Annotated in this window: 15 protein-coding genes; 6 read left to right on the top strand and 9 right to left on the bottom strand. The window is 52.1% G+C overall.

Annotation, left to right across the window (positions count from 1 at the left end; genetic code table 11):
* Positions 1-359: 359 nt before the first annotated feature.
* The 4 genes from N24_RS03340 (at position 360) to N24_RS03325 (ending at position 5,917) form a co-directional block, all read left to right on the top strand.
* Complete coding sequence (locus N24_RS03340; protein ID WP_096454319.1) at positions 360-1,406, top strand: iron chelate uptake ABC transporter family permease subunit; 1,047 nt, start codon at positions 360-362, stop codon at positions 1,404-1,406.
* Entirely contained in the window at positions 1,396-2,580 is a 1,185-nt protein-coding gene (locus N24_RS03335; RefSeq protein ID WP_408607585.1) for a FecCD family ABC transporter permease, read from the top strand. Before N24_RS03340 ends, N24_RS03335 begins: the two co-directional genes overlap by 11 nt.
* A gap of 21 nt (positions 2,581-2,601) precedes the next feature.
* Positions 2,602-3,396, top strand: coding sequence for an ABC transporter ATP-binding protein (locus N24_RS03330; RefSeq protein WP_096454317.1), 795 nt, complete (start codon positions 2,602-2,604; stop codon positions 3,394-3,396).
* Between the two features lie 790 nt (positions 3,397-4,186).
* Positions 4,187-5,917, top strand: a complete 1,731-nt coding sequence (locus tag N24_RS03325) for a siderophore-interacting protein (RefSeq protein WP_096454315.1) — start codon at positions 4,187-4,189, stop codon at positions 5,915-5,917.
* Here the strand turns inward: N24_RS03325 and N24_RS03320 are convergent.
* Genes N24_RS03320 through N24_RS03305 form a run of 4 tightly spaced genes read right to left on the bottom strand, consistent with a single transcriptional unit; the run spans position 5,901 to position 10,123 of the window.
* Positions 5,901-6,593 (bottom strand): hypothetical protein, encoded by a 693-nt coding sequence (locus N24_RS03320; protein WP_096454313.1) that lies wholly within the window; start codon positions 6,591-6,593, stop codon positions 5,901-5,903. The two genes, N24_RS03325 and N24_RS03320, sit on opposite strands and share 17 nt — an antisense overlap.
* Before the next feature lie 39 nt (positions 6,594-6,632).
* Positions 6,633-8,375: an ABC transporter ATP-binding protein gene (locus N24_RS03315; RefSeq protein WP_096454311.1), complete on the bottom strand. Its 1,743-nt coding sequence runs from the start codon at positions 8,373-8,375 to the stop codon at positions 6,633-6,635.
* A complete protein-coding gene (locus N24_RS03310; RefSeq protein WP_269457476.1) occupies positions 8,372-9,796 on the bottom strand; it encodes an ATP-binding cassette domain-containing protein in 1,425 nt (474 codons plus the stop codon). The genes N24_RS03315 and N24_RS03310 overlap by 4 nt, the downstream gene beginning before the upstream one ends.
* Positions 9,797-9,814: 18 nt before the next feature.
* Positions 9,815-10,123 (bottom strand): hypothetical protein, encoded by a 309-nt coding sequence (locus N24_RS03305; protein ID WP_096454306.1) that lies wholly within the window; start codon positions 10,121-10,123, stop codon positions 9,815-9,817.
* A gap of 240 nt (positions 10,124-10,363) precedes the next feature.
* Here N24_RS03305 and N24_RS03300 point away from each other — a divergent pair, with 240 nt between their 5' ends.
* The gene (locus N24_RS03300; protein WP_096454304.1) at positions 10,364-11,110 is read left to right on the top strand and encodes a helix-turn-helix domain-containing protein; all 747 of its coding nucleotides are present in this window, start codon (positions 10,364-10,366) and stop codon (positions 11,108-11,110) included.
* A 172-nt stretch (positions 11,111-11,282) separates the two neighbouring features.
* Here the strand turns inward: N24_RS03300 and tuf are convergent, their stop codons facing one another.
* From tuf to rpsL, 4 genes are all read right to left on the bottom strand, one after another.
* Positions 11,283-12,473: an elongation factor Tu gene (gene tuf, locus N24_RS03295; protein ID WP_003854225.1), complete on the bottom strand. Its 1,191-nt coding sequence runs from the start codon at positions 12,471-12,473 to the stop codon at positions 11,283-11,285.
* A 362-nt stretch (positions 12,474-12,835) separates the two neighbouring features.
* Positions 12,836-14,965, bottom strand: a complete 2,130-nt coding sequence (gene fusA, locus N24_RS03290) for an elongation factor G (protein WP_096454302.1) — start codon at positions 14,963-14,965, stop codon at positions 12,836-12,838.
* 344 nt (positions 14,966-15,309) lie between these two features.
* Positions 15,310-15,777 carry a 30S ribosomal protein S7 gene (gene rpsG / locus N24_RS03285; protein ID WP_096454300.1) on the bottom strand — a complete coding sequence of 156 codons (468 nt, stop codon included), beginning with the start codon at positions 15,775-15,777 and terminating at the stop codon, positions 15,310-15,312.
* Positions 15,778-15,783: 6 nt separating this feature from the next.
* Positions 15,784-16,152: a 30S ribosomal protein S12 gene (gene rpsL, locus N24_RS03280; RefSeq protein WP_053544129.1), complete on the bottom strand. Its 369-nt coding sequence runs from the start codon at positions 16,150-16,152 to the stop codon at positions 15,784-15,786.
* 333 nt (positions 16,153-16,485) lie between these two features.
* Here rpsL and N24_RS03275 point away from each other — a divergent pair, with 333 nt between their 5' ends.
* Entirely contained in the window at positions 16,486-17,181 is a 696-nt protein-coding gene (locus N24_RS03275) for a DUF1707 SHOCT-like domain-containing protein (RefSeq protein ID WP_096454298.1), read from the top strand.
* Between the two features lie 418 nt (positions 17,182-17,599).
* Here the strand turns inward: N24_RS03275 and N24_RS03270 are convergent, their stop codons facing one another.
* The gene (locus N24_RS03270) at positions 17,600-18,382 is read right to left on the bottom strand and encodes a helix-turn-helix domain-containing protein (RefSeq protein WP_096454296.1); all 783 of its coding nucleotides are present in this window, start codon (positions 18,380-18,382) and stop codon (positions 17,600-17,602) included.
* Positions 18,383-18,476 lie beyond the last annotated feature (94 nt).

The raw sequence follows: 18,476 nt of genomic DNA, 5'->3' as shown, positions 1-18,476 counted from the left end.
GGCACTTTTTTCAGGCTCCAGTGCAGAATTTCAACCACCGCGACAGGAACCAGTCAGGCGTGCCAAGAAATCCAAAAACCCGAAAGTTTGGCACGTATATTCGGTTTCGAGGTTTCGAGGAAGCCAAACCAAACACACGTGACAAAGATTCTTAAAAATTGAGATTCTTGGCACGTGTGTTTGGTCTGGTCGAACTCCTGGCTCACATTCGCCCATTCCGGTCTTGGGAGAGAGACGTAACATTTTAATTTAGAGCAGGCTCACCTAAGATGTTCTAAGCATTTTAGTATCGGCTAGCTTTAAGGACTTTCGATGTCTCATAATCCATTTTTTCCTGCGATCTTATGGAGACACACAATATGACGGCGGTGACGTTAAAGAAGGAGCAGGGGACGTCGATAAGCAAACACCTTGGCCAGCGCCGCGCGCTGGGCATACTTGGATTCTTGGTGGCACTTGGTATTCTCATTGCGCTGAGCATCGCTGTTGGTGCGAACCCTTTGTCGTTTAGCACGGTGTGGCAGGGTTTTACTGCGCACGATAATTCTGAAGCGTCGATCATTGTGTGGTCGATGCGAATTCCGCGCACCGTGGTGGGCATTGTGACCGGCGCTGCGTTCGGTGTGGCGGGTGCGTTGATTCAGGCGCTGACTCGTAACCCGCTTGCGGATCCTGGCATTTTGGGCGTGAACGCGGGTGCCGGTTTTGCTGTGACCGTTGGTGTGGGAATTTTCGGACTCAGCAGCGTTACTGGCTACATTTGGTTCGCCTTTATCGGTGCAGCTGTGGCAACGTTGCTGGTTTATTTCATTGGTGCAAGCACCAGCGGCAGCGTGAATCCGGTGGCTTTGGTGCTCGCGGGTGTGGCGCTTGCGGCGGTGCTTGGTGGAATCACAAGCTTTTTAACGCTGATTGATCCTGAGACTTTTGAAAGCATCCGCAATTGGAACCTTGGTTCTGTAGCTCGCACAAGCTTGAGCGACACCGTGACTGTTTTGCCGTTTCTTGCCGTTGGTCTGGCGATTGCGCTGGGGCTGTCTGGTGCGCTTAATTCGATTGCATTGGGTGATGATCTCGCAGCTTCCCTGGGTACCAAAGTGATGCGTACTCGCGTGCTGGGCATTATTTCAGTCACGTTACTTGCCGGTGGTGCGACTGCTCTGACCGGTGGTATTGGCTTTGTCGGACTTATGGTCCCTCACGTTGTGCGCTGGGTTGTTGGCCCTGATCAACGATGGATCATCACATTCAGTGCGCTGTGTGCCCCTGTGTTGGTACTTGGCGCTGACATTTTGGGACGTATCATCGCACGACCTGGCGAAATTGAAGTGGGAATTGTTACCGCCATCATCGGTGCGCCTGTGCTGATTGCGCTTGTTCGACGGAGGAAAGCCAGTGGTCTTTAAAATCAAATCTCAAAATGGTGCGGACGTAGCTGTTGGCGGCACCCCCGATGCTGCATCCCCGAAGTTGGACCCAGGCAAACTGGACCCAGGCAAGTTGGACCCGGGCAAATTGGACCCAGGTTACCAATCTGTCACGGTGCAAAACTCACGGTTTTCTTTCCGGTTTCCCGTCCGTCTTGCTGTTGTAAGCGCGATCCTTTTTACCGTCGCATTATGCAGTGCCACCTGGGCTATCACCATGGGAGATTACCCATTGTCGTTGGGACAGGTCATCAACGCTTTGGCGGGTACCGGTGAGAAATTCCAACTCCTAGTGGTCAGGGAATGGCGTTTGCCAGTTGCTATTGCAGCTGTAGTTTTTGGTGCCCTCTTGGGCATTGGTGGCGCAATTTTCCAGTCGATTACCCGCAACCCGTTGGGCTCACCCGATGTTATTGGTTTTGATGCCGGTTCTTACACCGCGGTGGTTTTAATTATTTTGGTGGCTGGAAATTCGCATTATTGGGGCATCGCGTTTGCTGCCATCGTCGGAGGTATCCTCACGGCTTTCGCTGTCTACATTTTGGCGTGGCGTAAAGGTGTTCAAGGTTTCCGATTGATCATTGTCGGTATTGGTGTTTCAGCCATGCTGAGCTCGATCAACGCTTATTTGATCACTCGCGCAAATGTGGAAGATGCCATGGTTGTTGGTTTCTGGAGCGCTGGTTCCATCAACCGAGTGACCTGGCAATCGCTTATTCCTTCACTGATCATCGCAGTGATCATCATCGTTGCTGCCATCGCACTTGCTAGGTCTTTGCGTTTTATGGAAATGGGCGATGATGTAGCCACCACCTTAGGAATTAGAACCAACTCCACACGTTTAGCACTGATCGTGGTGGGTGTTGCTACTTCCGCATTGGTCACCGCTGCTGCAGGACCTATTTCATTCATCGCATTGGTTGCACCACAGTTGGCACGTCGCCTGACCCGCACCGCCGGAGTCAGCCTCGTCGCTGCTGCCGCCATGGGTGCTGCTCTTTTGAGTTGCGCGCACCTGCTATCGCTTATCATCAGCTCTTTCTACCGCAGCATCCCTGTTGGTTTGCTTACCGTTTCCATCGGTGGTTGCTACATGATCTGGCTTCTACTCCGCGAAACCCGCCGCCAATACCGAACCGGCACCATCCGATAAGTTTTCTCAAAGGAATACTCCATGAATAATCGCTTAACCATGGAAGACGTCACCATGGCTTATGACAACCGCGTCATCGCCGAAAAGCTCAACGTCACCATCCCCGACAACACCTTCACCGCCATCATCGGCCCCAACGGATGCGGCAAATCCACCCTGCTTCGCGGTTTCTCCCGCGTGCTCAATCCGCAACACGGCAAAGTGCTTCTCGACGGCCGGCAGCTCGATTCCTTCAAACCCAAGGAGATCGCCCGAGAACTAGGCCTGCTGCCACAGACCTCCATCGCACCAGAAGGCATTCGGGTTTATGATCTCATCTCCCGCGGCCGCGCTCCCTACCAAGGCTTGATCCAACAATGGCGCGCCTCCGATGAAGATGCAGTGGCCAAAGCACTTGCCTCCACAAACCTCACCGAACTTGCAGCTCGCCTCGTCGATGAGCTCTCCGGTGGTCAGCGCCAACGAGTGTGGGTGGCCATGTTGCTCGCCCAGCAAACACCGATCATGCTTCTCGACGAACCCACCACCTTCCTCGACATCGCCCACCAATACGAACTTCTTGAACTGCTGCGCGCATTCAACGAAGCCGGCAAAACAGTGGTCACCGTGCTTCACGATCTCAACCAAGCCGCCCGCTACGCCGACCACCTCATTGTGATGAAACAAGGACAAATCATCACCACCGGCGCCCCTCAAGATGTGATTACAACCGAACTAGTAAAAGAAGCTTTCGGTCTTGACTGCATCATCGCACCAGATCCAGTAACCGGAACTCCCACCGTAGTGCCGCTGCGTCCTGAACGCGTAGAAATTTAACCTCTGCCTGCTGCGAATTATTCGTGGCAGGCTTTTTAATTGGGGAAGTGTCTCAAAACTGTCCTTTATAGCCGAATCCAAAAGGGCTGCAACCAGAATCCATTCCCGATGACGGCTTAAAACACCGGATTGCTTCGCGGAGCCCTGGCAGACCAAACACAGAGACCCAATTTCCGGGTTTTGGGGGATCCTGGGTCTCCTGGTTTGGTTTATCGCGCTAGGTACCAAACACAGAGACCCAACATCCCGGTTTTTGACGATTCTGGGTCTCCTAGTTTGGTCCGGCTTGAATTTTGCCCCTCACCCCCAAAGGTCATACCTCCCCAGAATCGTTTCTAAGAGGTTTTCACGGCATCGTCCATACAAATACTCATTCGAAATACTCGAGGACTTAAACAAGCGATAAACGCCTCAAGTCGGTTTTGGCGTTCGCTGCTATACCCCCAGTGTGTGACTTGATTCTAAAAACCAGACAGGCATGCCAAGATTTCTGATTTTTGACAATTCTTGTCATGCCAGTCCGGCTCAGGGAAGCGTAAACCAAACACACGTGCCAAAGATTCTCAAATTTGGGAATCTTGGCACGCCTGTATGTCCACACCGATCCGAGGCTGACATCTGAAGCGCCATTGAAGCTCCAAGTGATACAAATTCAAGACACTTAAACCGAATCTGTCGGAATCTGTATAAAAGATGTCTCATAAAGGCCACTTATTTAGGCACTCCTTACTTAGGATGTGTCCAGCTTTCCCTATGTCCATCAACCTGATTTATCCACGTTAAGGAAACCATGAGCATCAACCTCCGACCTCTGAGCATTTTCCCCATCACGACACGCTTCCTACAGGTACTTCGCACAGACGATGTCACCCCAGGAATGCGTAGGGTCACGCTCGGTGGTGAGCAACTTAAGGCACACACTGCTGCAAATGGATTTCCTGTCGCTGAGTTCCGCTCAGACGGATTTGATGATGAGTTTAAGATCTTGCTGCGTCACCCAGATGCAGAGGAAGCAATTGGCCCCACGCAGGCAGATGGCGTACTTGATTGGCCGCGTGGCAATGATCATTTGGTAATGCGCACGTACACCGTTCGTCGATGGGATGCAGAGAAAGGTGAATTAGACGTTGACTTTGTAGTCCACGGCCTAGGCCCTGCAACCACATGGGCGCGTACCGTCCAAGTCGGCGCAACCATTCAAATCGCCGGTCCTAAATCTTCTGCCACTCACCCCGAGGGCGCCGATTGGGTGTTGGTAGCTGGTGATGAAACAGCGCTTCCAGCAATCGGGCGTTGGTTAGAAGAATGGCCTAAGAATGCTCGTGGCCAAGTATTTATCGAGGTCGCCCACGATGAACACCGACAACTCGATCTCCCCACGCCCGAAGGAGTAGAGGTTCACTGGCTGGTAAATAACGGTGCCGAAGCCGGCACAACAACATTGCTTTTCGACGCCATCCTCTCCGCCCCATGGTGGGAAGGCACCGCCTTTGCGTGGGTTGCGGGAGAAGCAAACACACTCAAACCAATTCGCCGTTGGCTTAAAAATGAAAAAGGTCTATCCAAAGAGCAGATCGAGGTCACGGGCTATTGGAAGCGTCAAGAAGTGGTGGTCTCTGAAGAACACGACGGTATTCAAGACCTTTCAGCTACTAAAAATATCCGAGAAGAGTTCCACGAGCTCACTGACCTCACCGCTGGCTTCGCATTAAGAGTGGCTGCCACCATTGGTCTGGGCCAGGCTTTTGGAGGTCATGTACGAACTATTGGTGATCTTGTTGCTGCAACAGGATCCAACCGAATCGGATTGAGCAAATTACTCCACTATCTTCGTTCCATCGACATTGTTGAAGAAGTTGAGGGTGGGTATCAGCTGACTGACCTTGGCCGCGAGCTTGATGATGACCGCGTGTCCGACTCCTTGTCCATGGTTCGCTCACATGCTCATAGGGAACTAGCTGGTCTTCTTGGATTGCTTGAAGCCGTGCAAACAGGCGAGCCTTCTGGCTATGAAGAAAGTGATGAGCTTCGCGCCACACGCCTCGATGATGAATCAAGTTTGGCAGGTTATTACGCGGCTGCTTTGGCACCACTTCCGGTGTTTGAAGAAGTGTCCTCCATGGCAGTAATTGGTAGAGCCCCCGAAGTATTCGGCACTGTTATTGCAGAAAAGCACCCTAATGTGACCCTGTCCTATGAGCTTAACGAAAACGTCGATCTTGTTTTGCTTATAGATCCTCTATCGACTCTCTCTGATGAAGATGCCGCCACTTTACTACGCCACGCAGCAGCCTGCGGACGCGTAATACTGTTCACCGATGTACTTGACCACGCCACCGCGCATGACCACGACTACGAACACGACCTGGAACACTTCTCCCTCACCGGAGGAGGGCTGCGCACCAATGAAGAATACGAAGCACTCTTTAACGCAGCCGGGATCCCTCAGCCGCAACGTTCCACCGTGGGTTGGGGGAAGACAGTTTTCGATTTTTCTAAAGAGATCAATTCACCGGAATAATTTTTGAGATAATTCCAAGTTCATGAATCCCAGAGGGAGTTGACACCTGCAATGACTCACCTGGACGCGCCTGGATGACGCGGTCCCACAGCATGCGATGATAATCAACTGCGCGCCTGTTCTTGTGGAACTGAGTCATCCGGTGGTCGAGTAAAACGAGGGTGTCGTCGTCGAAAAGCAATGCAAAGACTTGCTCAGCCATGCCCTCGCGCCGGAACCCACTGAGGTCCTCGATCTCTGGCCGAGGGCCTGAATCGGCCAATGTGATGCGCTTGACCAAGCCCAGGTGGTGTTCACTGCCTTCTTGATCACTCACGACCAAGTCAGTTCCCACTCTGCACTGCACTTTGCTATAGCCCCAAATACCTGGTTGCCGAATGTCACCATCTGTAGATTGCGGTCGCACGACAACCCGGTACGGGTCAACGGTGACGTGATTATCAGCAGTCTCCACCACGTAGCGTGCATCAATCTGAAAAATGGGGCCGCTAATTTCTGCGGGATGCAAGGTGCGCATGTGGGCCAGTGCTTCCATCAGCGTTTCATCATCTGTGCCCCACCCAATGCCCTGATTGCTCAAAATCCCAAACAACGTTGCTAGGGAAAGCTCCGGCTGCCCCTCCCAGGCCAAACGTAATTGCTCAAGCACCACGGGGATTCTCACATGATCGTTCACCCCACCCACCTTATTAGCGTGCGATGCGGTTACAAGGAATTACCTCCGACTTCCCACTGTCCATGCGTTCCACAAGATGGCGTACTCTCCCCCGCTTCCAAGCAGTTCTTCATGCGTTCCATTTTCAACGATCCTGCCACGTTTCATCATGATGATCCGATCAGCTCGAGATGCCTGAGAAAGTCGATGAGCAATGATCAACGCAGCACCAGAGCCAATTGCGTTAAGTGAAGCTTGATCTAACAACTCCGCATCAGCACTATCTGCCTCAGCAGTGGCCTCATCCAAAATTGCTAATTGAGGTTGCAACAACACAACTCTTGCCAAAGCCAAATGCTGGGCGTGCGCCGGATCGAGCTGCATATGGCCATGTCCTACTTCAGTGTCTAAACCATCCGGCAAGCCCGCTACCCATTGATCAGCACCAACAACCCGCAGGGCATTAAGCACTTGTTCCTCAGTGGCCGTCGGGTCAGCCAACAGGAGATTCGAGCGAACGGTACCAATAAACACGTGGCTTTCTTGCGAAAGGAAAGCAATCTCAGACGTTGGTATTGCCCTACCGATGCTCCCCTTATGGGGATGATAGATCCCAGCGATTAAAGAGGCCAAGGTTGATTTCCCAGATCCAGTGGCACCTACCACCGCAACCTTTTCTCCCTTGTCAATCACCAAATCAACGTCTTCTAACACGTTGGCTTCAGGTGAGTAGCCAAAGCCCACGCCCTCTAAGTTCACTACAGATCCATTGCCCGGCCCCTGAGCGCTTTCTGTTTTGTCTTCTACATCCCGGTGTTCAATGACTCCAACCAGGCGAGACAGTGATGATATTGCGGCTTGCAATTCATCCATCACGATCATCATCTGCTGAATCGGAAGAATAACTCGTTGAAACAACAACGCTGCAGAAGTAACCATTCCTGCGGTTGCTTGCCCCTTCGACGCCAACCACACCCCAACGACTAATACAGTGATGAGTCCTACGGCTTGGGCAAAATTGAGCCGTCCAAACATGCGATTCTGCACGATTCTGGTACGCATTGCCCACCGCACTTTATCCCATGAAGAACCCGCAATGAGATTTAACTGCTGGTCTCCAAGACGATGAGCAGCAACCGTGTCTAAATTTTCAATAGTTCCTAAAATATGCTGACCGCGTACTGATTCGACTGCGCGCTGCTGCCGATATACCTGCGGTGCTGTGCGCCTATACCAACGAATAGTAATGACATAAAAAGGGACAATAATTAAGAATGCTAAAAAGAATCGCCAGTCCAAAACTGTCATCGTCGCAGAAATCAAAATCAACGTAAACACTGACACAAACAGTTTTGGCAACACTTCCGGCAGAATATCCGATACTTCTGAAATATCATCAGAAGCGCGGGTAATCACATCTCCCGCTCCCGCCCCTTCCAATGTGGATCTGCGCAACTTCAGCGCAGCTGCGACAAAGTCTTCGCGTAATTCTGCAATGAGGGTTTCCGCCACCCACGCCAAACTCACCCCACCAAGCCAAGTACAAAGCCCCGCTCCGGCAGCAGCTATGACAAGCAAGACAATCTTTAAAGTTAATGTCCCTGAAGCAGCACCTGTTTGCTGAGCTACTAAATCATCAACGATGCGGCCAATGACCAAAGGCACAATCAAGGAAGTCATCGATTCCAGGAGGAAAAGCAGAAATACCCCAACCCATGCCCAACGTCGACCTTTCGACATTGCCCAAAGACACGCTGTCACTTGCTTAGCGTCTGCGACCGGCAACAAAGCTTTCGAACTCATGAACGGCTCACCTTTTCAGATGCAATAACACGGTCCGCAACAGCATGAAAAACAGGAGATGATGTGATCACCACGGTCAGAAATCCTTTTCGGTGAGAGTAGAGATTGGTGGCGATCTGCGATTCAGTAACCGCGTCTACAGACGTTGTGGGTTCAACCAACACCAAAATGGGTGGACTGGCTACGATTCCTCGCGCTAGTGCAATACGTTGACGTTGCCCACCAGATAGCTCCCAGGCTCCATCAGAAATTTCAGTGGAGTTGCCTCCTAGCAGTTCAGACTCCGACAAAGCAACAATCTCCAAAGCACGCTGAGCCTGTTCTTCTGAAAAAACTTCAGGACCTGCACGGCGGATATTATCCAGCACTGTGCCGGCAAACATCCCGGGGCGATGTGGCACCACTAAGAGATGTCGTCTAAGAACCTCTGGATGGATGCTACCCAGTGGCAAATCTGCGATTGTCACCTCACCTTGTTCTGGTATTCGCTGCAGACTTAACACCTCTGCTAGCTGCGTTCCGGCGTGCTGAGGTAGATCTAAAACCACAAACTCACCAAAGGAAAATTCACCATCAATGTTCACGCCGTCAACATGAACATTTTTGATTGTCAGCGTAGGAGTTTCGTCTAATACTTCTAATTGCCCTGCCGTGGCAGGATGCGGTGCGCTTTTAAGCAAATCCAAGACTCTTTGTGATGAAGCCTGCGATACCGCCCGCACAGCCCCCAAAGTGCCAACCAGCTCATTTACTGGAACAATCATGACGATTGCAACACCACTCGCCGTAATAAGTTCACCTGCTGAGATCAATCCGTTGAAAGCCAAGATGGTAGCTGCCAATGTCACGAACACTGCGAATAACTGCGCGCCGGTTGTCGTTACTCCGTTAAACGCCGCATATGCCATCCTCGCTGAAAGTGTCTTGCGCAAAGCGCGGCGGCTAACTCCTCGATAGATGCCAGAAGCTGTGTCTTCAGCATGAAGCCCGTTGAGAACACGAGCCCCTGCGACCAGATCTGCCGCATTTCCTGTGGCTTCTGCCAGGCTTTGTTGCTCACCTAAACTTCGCTTCCTCAGTAGACGAGCAGCCATGTGCATGATGAAAAGCAACACCGGCAAACCTAGCATCACACCGATTCCTAGCCACAGATTGATTAATGACAGGGTGACAACAGCAACGACTAATGCCGCTATCTGCCCTGGTGGGTACACCGTGATATATAAAACCTGACAAGCACGTTGAGTATCACCAGTCGCCACTGACAATAACTGCCCTGGTGCCAGCCGAGGACCATCGAAGCCTTTGGGTGAGAGCACTCTATTGAGAACAGTTTGGGACAACTCAAACTGACTGCGCTGAACCCCAAGCCAACTTATCCGACTTCCAAAACGAAAACCCACATTAATGGCTAAATAAATTAGCGCTAACGCTAGAAGCTAAAGCATTAACGGCTTGAGAAGCTGATCAAAATCAACACCCGAATAAGCTGGTGCAGCAACCTCATCTACCAGCCGTCCTATGGCAGAGGGAAGCAGCATGTTGGCCATTCCAAAAACAATCAACAAGGAAGCCGAAACACCCATTCGAAGACCGTTTGCTTTGATCACTGCTTTGCTGAGCTGTAGAGAAGACCACTGCGGATCAATATCAATGTGGAAATCAGGATCCGGCTTTTTGGACGCTTCACCGAATCCCCACCATTGTTGCGTGTCTGCCTCGTGCAAATTGGGCTCCGTGTTCTTCATCGACAGCTTTAAACAAGAATGAATGTGACCCGTAAGCGTCTCGCCTCGGATGTCACGTCAAGAAAGCACACACGAAAGACTCAAAGCCACTACGCCTAGGAAGATCCAGGGTCGAAAAAGTAGCATAGGACAGGCTAAGCTTTCTTGGTAAACATTTTGCGCCAACAAAGCTTCTAAAGTCGACTATTCGACGAAACCCGAATTTCCCTCGAGCTGATTGTGTCCAGTAGGAGATCCGCAATGACGATGACAATGACCTCTAAAACTGTCCAAGCCCCAGCATTTCCAATTACTGAGCCAATAGTGGTCACTGATCGACTCCACCCCGAAAGCCACATTCTGTTTTGGCAGTATCGAGGAACTTCTACTATCTCCCTGAATGACGATCCAAAGGTTCTTCGAGCCGATGAAGCCTTGTGGGTACCAGCCGGTTTTAGACACAGCCTTTATGTAAATTCCAACTCGTTACTCCTGCGAATCTTCTTCCCTAAATCCCACGTCAATATCAACGCAGAGCTAACGAGTTCACACATTCTGCACGTCAATGCCGAACTATCTGATCTACTCATGAGCATGGTGCAAAGCGATTCGTCTCTCATTCATGATCGGGGCGCACTTGACCAATATGTCGTTGACCGCATAGTTGAACACATGAATAGCCCGATGTGGCCACAAAGCGCTGCTTCTCGGCAGATTGCAGAATTCCTTAACGAGAACCCTGGCGATTTACGCACCCTTGAACAGTTGGCACGTTTCGTTCATACATCGCCCCGGACGATCGAGCGAGAATTCTGCAACGAAACCGGATTAACCTTCCAGGAATGGCGGATGCATTGCCGGATCAGTGAGGCAAAGCGATTGATCAAACTCGGACTCCCAGTTGATTCTGTGGCTTTTCGCGTCGGATACTCTACCGCCAGTTCCTTTGGCAGGGCGTTTAAAAGGCAAACTGGAGTAACTCCTAGTTCTTATGCAGAGCAGTTTTAGCTAGAACCCCGATGTGAATTCGACACCAAGATTTCCTAAGTTTGGCCCCTTTTTGCCAGAATTTTGGTGCCGAATGTACACACAACAAAGCAGCGACCCCAGAGGATAATTCCTCTGGGGCCGCTGCTTTGTTTGTTAAAGCCTAAAAGGCTTCAACAGGTAGAGCATCAAATTACTTGATGATCTTGGTGACACGACCAGCGCCAACGGTGCGGGAGCCTTCGCGGATAGCGAAACGCAGGCCCTCGTCCATAGCGACAGGCTGGATCAGGGTGACGGACATGTCGACGTTGTCGCCAGGCATGACCATCTCGGTGCCCTCTGGAAGCTTCACAACACCGGTAACGTCGGTGGTGCGGAAGTAGAACTGAGGACGGTAGTTGTCGAAGAATGGGGTGTGGCGGCCACCTTCATCCTTGGACAGAACGTAGACAGAGCCCTCGAACTCGGTGTGAGGGGTGTAAGCGCCTGGCTTAACGATAACCTGGCCACGCTCAACATCTTCGCGCTTGATACCACGGAGAAGCAGACCACAGTTGTCGCCAGCCTCAGCGGAGTCAAGAAGCTTACGGAACATCTCGATACCGGTAACGGTGGTGGAGGTGGACTTCTCCTTGATGCCGATGATGTCAACATCATCGTTCACGTTCAGGGTACCGCGCTCAACACGACCGGTAACAACGGTGCCACGACCGGTGATGGTGAAGATGTCCTCGATAGGCATGAGGAATGGCTTGTCGGTCTCACGAACTGGGTCTGGGATGTTGTCATCGCAAGCCTGCATGAGCTCAAGGATCTGCTTGCCCCACTTCTCGTCGCCCTCAAGAGCCTTCAGAGCGGAGATGTGAACAATTGGAGCCTCTTCGTCGTAGTCCTGCTCAGCAAGAAGTTCACGAACTTCCATCTCGACGAGCTCGATGATTTCCTCATCCTCAACCATGTCGCACTTGTTAAGAGCAACGAGGATGTAAGGAACGCCAACCTGGCGAGCAAGAAGAACGTGCTCACGGGTCTGAGGCATTGGGCCGTCGGTAGCAGCAACAACGAGGATTGCGCCGTCCATCTGAGCAGCGCCGGTAATCATGTTCTTGATGTAGTCGGCGTGGCCTGGAGCGTCAACGTGTGCGTAGTGGCGCTTTTCGGTCTGGTACTCAACGTGGGAGATGTTGATCGTGATGCCACGCTCCTTCTCCTCAGGAGCCTTATCGATGGAGTCGAAGGCGAAAGCCTCGTTGAGCTCAGGGTAAGCGTCAGCCAGAACCTTGGTGATAGCCGCGGTGGTGGTGGTCTTACCGTGGTCAACGTGACCGATGGTGCCGATGTTTACGTGGGGCTTGGTACGCTCGAACTTCGCCTTTGCCACTGTATGTCCTCCTGGACTTCGTGGTGGCTACGACTTTCGCAGCCACGAATTGGTTTTGCTTTCACTGTGATCAGCAGCCTGGAAGACTGGGCACACAGATCTAGCGCATTACAAAATGTGCCAGTTACTGAATCCTAAGGGCAACGGCGTTGATTTTCAAACTACCAGCTACCCTGTGGACATTCGCAGGGTAACGGCCAGCTAAATACATCGAAATCAATGCTGTTGAAGGCCGATTTCAAGATATCTAACAAGCCGCTACCCCACTTACCCTACGCTTCTACTGACACGTTGAGAAGCGTGGGGTGGGGCGTCGAAAAGCAAAATGCTTTTCGACGTTTTCCTACGGACCTTAAAGGTTCTTAGGAAGCGGTGCCGTTGCGCTCAGCAATAACATCTGCTGCAACGTTGGCTGGGACCTCTGCGTAGGAATCGAAGATCATGGAGTAGTTTGCACGACCCTGGGTCTTGGAACGCAGGTCACCGACGTAACCGAACATCTGTGACAGTGGAACCTTAGCCTTGACCAGCTTGGCGCCTGCACGGTCATCCATGGAAGCGATCTGGCCACGACGGGAGTTCACGTCACCGATGACTTCACCCATGTACTCCTCAGGAGTGGTGATTTCGACGGACATGATTGGCTCAAGAAGAACTGGCTTTGCCTTTGCAACAGCTTCCTTGAACGCCTGGGAACCGGCGAGCTTGAAGGCCATTTCAGAGGAGTCAACGTCGTGGTAAGCGCCGTCTTCAAGGGTTGCCTTGACGTTCACCAGTGGGTAACCAGCGAGATAACCGTACTGCATTGCGTCCTGGATACCAGCGTCAACGGATGGGATGTATTCCTTAGGAACACGACCACCGGTAACAGCGTTCTCAAACTTGTAGATTGCGGACTCGCCCTCTTCCAGTTCTTCTGCTGCAGGTGCGTAAGGCTCAATGGAGATGATGACCTTAGCGAACTGACCGGAACCACCAGTCTGCTTCTTGTGGGTGTAGCTGAGGGACTCAACCGACTTACGGATGGTCTCACGGTATGCAACCTGTGGGTCACCGATGTTTGCCTCAACCTTGAACTCGCGCTTCATGCGGTCAACAAGAACGTCGAGGTGGAGCTCACCCATGCCGCCGATGACGGTCTGGCCAGACTCTTCGTCCAGCTGAACGGTGAAGGTTGGATCCTCTTCAGCAAGCTTCTGGATAGCTACGCCGAGCTTCTCCTGGTCAGACTTGGTCTTAGGCTCAATAGCAACCTTGATAACTGGATCCGGGAAGTCCATGGACTCAAGAATGATTGGGTTTGCTGCATCACAAAGGGTGTCACCAGTGGTGGTGTCCTTCAGACCGATGAACGCGTAGATGTTACCAGCGTGTGCAACCTCAACAGGGTTTTCCTTGTTGGCGTGCATCTGGAACAGCTTACCGATGCGTTCCTTCTTGTTCTTGGTGGAGTTAAGAACCTGCTCGCCTGGCTCAACCTTGCCGGAGTACAGACGAACGAAGGTCAGCTTACCGAAGAATGGGTGAGCAGCAATCTTGAATGCAAGTGCAGACAGTGGCTCATCATCGGAAGGCTTACGGGTCAGAACCTTCTCAGGATCCTTAACGTCAGTGCCCTTGGTCTCGCCGAGGTCCAGTGGAGATGGCAGGTAATCAACAACAGCGTCGAGCAGTGGCTGGATGCCCTTGTTCTTGTAGGCGGTGCCACAGTAAACAGGGTAGATCTCAGAGTTAACAACCATCTTGCGGATAGCTGCCTTGATCTCTGGGATGGTCAGCTCTTCGCCGCCGAAGTACTTCTCCATGAGCTCTTCATCGGACTCTGCAACGGTCTCGAGAAGCTTCTCACGGTACTCAGCTGCACGGTCTGCGAGGTCTGCTGGGATTTCCTCAACGGTAGCTTCGGTACCAATTGGGGTAACTCCACGCCAGGTCAAAGCCTTCATTTCAAGAAGGTCGATGACGCCGTCGAAGTTGTCCTCAGCACCGATTGGAAGCTGCATAACCAATGGCTTTGCACCCAGGCGGTCCTCGATGGTGCCAACGGTGAAGTAGAAATCAGCACCGAGCTTGTCCATCTTGTTCACGAAGCAGATACGTGGAACGTCGTACTTGGTAGCCTGACGCCAGACCTGCTCGGACTGTGGCTCAACGCCTTCCTTGCCGTCGAACACAGCAACTGCGCCGTCAAGCACGCGGAGGGAACGCTCAACCTCAACGGTGAAGTCAACGTGACCAGGGGTGTCAATGATGTTGACCTGGTTGTTGTCCCAGAAACAGGTAACCGCAGCGGAGGTAATGGTGATGCCGCGTTCCTTCTCCTGCTCCATCCAGTCGGTGGTTGCGCCACCGTCGTGGGTCTCGCCGACCTTACGGTTAATGCCGGTGTAGAAGAGGATGCGTTCGGTGGTCGTGGTCTTACCAGCATCGATGTGCGCCATGATGCCGATGTTGCGGACCTTGTTTAGATCCTTAAGCACTTCTTGTGCCACAGTGGTACCCCAACTTGTTGTTTACGGTAATTCACCTATCAATACCTGGGCATCTATTACAGATGCCCGGGTGTTTGAAAGGCTTGTCACCTACGGATAATTCTCTTGTTACATTTTGCCACTAACTTGCGTTTAAGGCAGTAGCTCAAGGCAAGATAAGTAGATTTTTTAGTAACACGTTGCCTAAACAACGATTCAATTTTTCAAGTGCACTGCTGTGAACTGCACTAATGAGACTAAAAGCCCAGTCACCAAGAAAAACGCGGGCTGCCAGTTTATTCAAGTATGAAGTGCGCCGGCAGGCGTAAATCTTAAAGGTGATTGGGCATTCATGTCGTGTTGTACTACCAGCGGTAGTGAGCGAAGGCGCGGTTAGCCTCAGCCATCTTGTGAGTGTCCTCACGACGCTTCACGGAAGCACCAAGGCCGTTAGCTGCATCCAGAATCTCGTTTGCGAGACGCTCGATCATCGTGTTCTCACGACGCTGACGGGTGAAGGTTACCAACCAACGCAGTGCCAGGGTGTTCGCACGGTCTGGGCGAACATCGACTGGAACCTGGTAGGTTGCGCCACCAACACGGCGGGAACGAACCTCAAGGTCAGGGCGAACGTTGCCCAGAGCCTTCTCGAGGGTTCCAACTGGCTCGGTGCCGGTCTTCTCACGGCAGATCTCGAGTGCACCGTAGACGATGCGCTCTGCGGTGGACTTCTTGCCACCGATGAGGATCTTGTTTACGAGCTGAGTAACAAGCTCAGACTTGTATACGGGATCCTGAACTACTGGACGCTTAGGAGCTGCTGATTTACGCATTTTTAATTATCCCCTCTTCGCGCCGTAGCGGGAACGAGCCTGCTTGCGGTCCTTAACACCCTGGGTATCCAGTGCGCCACGGACGATCTTGTAACGGACACCTGGGAGGTCCTTAACACGACCACCGCGAACGAGCACCATGGAGTGCTCCTGCAGGTTGTGGCCCTCACCAGGGATGTAAGCGGAAACCTCGATGCCGGAGGTAAGGCGCACACGGGCAACCTTACGAAGAGCAGAGTTAGGCTTCTTAGGAGTGGTGGTGTACACACGGGTGCATACGCCACGACGCTGAGGGGAACCCTTCAGTGCCGCGGTAGCCACCTTAGCGGTCTTATCGTGGCGGCCCTTGCGGACCAGCTGCTGAATAGTTGGCATGAACCATCCTTATTTCGGAGTTGTTCTTTTTGCTGACGTGACGCCCGGGGACGAACACGAAGGCTAAAGCTTTGTCGATGGCGAAAGATTTGAAAAGATGTCCAGACACGCAAAAAAGGGGGCTCTTTTTGGGGCCCGACCAAACATGTCACGAACAACCTAATCAAATGCAAACAAGCGCCACCGCGTCCCGGAAAACCAGGGGCGATACCGCGCATGAGTGCGAGGTGCCGTCAGTTCCCAACTACAAGAGTGGGACTCAGCCGTTCACACTATCAGGCGGCAGCTAAAAACACCAAATTGATATTGGCGGGGATGTCTACAATGGGACACATGACTGAGCCAACCGGAAACGAACCAATCAGAAAGCTCGCGACAGACATCAATAGAAATCAGGTTGTCGATGAACTTTCTGCAGCCGTTTCCCGAGGTCAACTCACCTTACAGGAATTTGAAGACCGCTCAGCAAAAGCCTGGAATGCCCGCCATTTAGACAGTTTGATTGCACTGATCTCAGATGTCAATGACAACCCCCACAGTCTGCTCGGGCAACAGTTCCCCGGTGCCTCTTACGTCCCTGCGCCCTACCAATCCACCACTCCAGCTACGCCCAATGCTTCCGACCCAGTCAATTATGTGCGCAGTCGCATCACGGGAAATCCCGGCGGTTCCAAAGCTTCAGTTTCTTTTCTGGGCGCATCCGTGCGCAAAGGTGAATGGCACGTACCTAATGAGCACACATCTGTAGCATTCATGGGAGGCAATCAAATCGATCTACGAGACGCCTTCTTCGAAAGCGACCACATTCAAATCAACGCATACACGATGATGGGCGGCATCGAGATCCTGGTCCCAGAAGGCGTCATTGTGGTCTGCGATGGCATCGGCATCCTCGGCGGATTTGAGCAATCAGTAGATAAATCCGGTGCGCTCAATCCCGCGCGCCTACCCAAAAACGCGCCCACCCTTCGCGTCAAGGGCGTGGCCTTCATGGGCGGGGTCACTGTAGTCACCAAGAAGCGCGATTAAAACGCTTTTCGACGCTCCCCTCCCCACCTTTCCCTTACCGACTAAACATATGTGCCAAAATTTTACGAAAACTCGAGATCTTGGCACGCATGTTTGGTCTCATTTGCGTGGCACGATTTTTAGTGCCTACCCCTAAAAATCATGAGGCTCCAGAATCGCTTCTAAGCCCCTTTAGTAGTCGTAGCCATACCAATGCTCGTCGCGGATTTTCGACGCTTTAAAAAGCCTCTGAGCGTGCCGGTCACTAAAGTGCGATTCCTTAAGTCCGATACCGCATTACCGATACCTCAAGCTCAATTTCTTAACACCGATTTCAGTCGGATTTGAACTAAAACCCAACTGGTATCGAATATGCGAAATTGTAGTTAAGATCTCGAAGTTAAAGTATGCAATCGGTTTCCGCCGACCAGCTTGGATTCTAAAAGTAGATGCTCAACACATATCCCGGTGAGCTGTTGAGATTAAACGTTTCATAATTGTAGGAACGCTCCCCCATCGTTGGATGCTTAAAACGTTTGATTCCTGAGCCGAAGGACGTAACATCAGCAGACGCCCAGTTCTCGCGGAAGACGGGACTTTTGTGGTGGAGTTCGTCGATAAGCTCTTTTAAACCTGGCGCGCTGGGGCGCCTAGCGTACTCGAGGCGTAGTTTGGCCGCGAACTCAGCGCTGAACTGGTCACGATCGACCCAGAAATCTGTGGCGCTAGCGCCGATGAAACAATGCCTGGCGGTGTTGGGGCGATCCGGCAAGTCATGAAAAATTGGGGTGTAGAGTTCCGCGCACAGCTGGTTGGTGGCCACGATGTCCATATGCTCATTGCGGATCCACGCAGGATTGTGGGTGATCGCATCAACGATCTCCTGCAGGGGTGCCTTGGGGTGCTCGAGCTCCTGCAGGTTACGAGGATGATCGGCGCGATATGCCAGGTTAATCAAGTGTTCTTGCTCAATCGGGCTCAACTGGAGGGCTTTAGCCAATGACTGCAGAATCTGAGTTGATGCGCCTTTAAGGTTTCCGCGCTCAAACCGGATGTAGTACTCCAAAGAAATCCCAGCCAAACGCGCTACTTCTTCCCGCCGAAGTCCTGGGACACGACGATCACTCCACGGCTGTGTTTCTAGCCCAGCAGCCGCCGGAGTAATTCGCGCACGGCGCGTGGTGAGGAAATCTTTAACTTCCTGCTTGAGCTGATCTTCCATACATCTTGATCTTAAAGTGGGCTTTTTATATTTCCCACCGCTGCCCACCAAACAACCCAAAACCACACAGCAAACGACGCGAACGTTCCGACCC

It is taken from the genome of Corynebacterium suranareeae, from assembly GCF_002355155.1.
GTDB lineage: Bacteria > Actinomycetota > Actinomycetes > Mycobacteriales > Mycobacteriaceae > Corynebacterium > Corynebacterium suranareeae.
The sequence above is the reverse complement of the archived record's forward strand: the minus strand, read 5'-3'. Positions and strand labels throughout refer to the sequence as shown.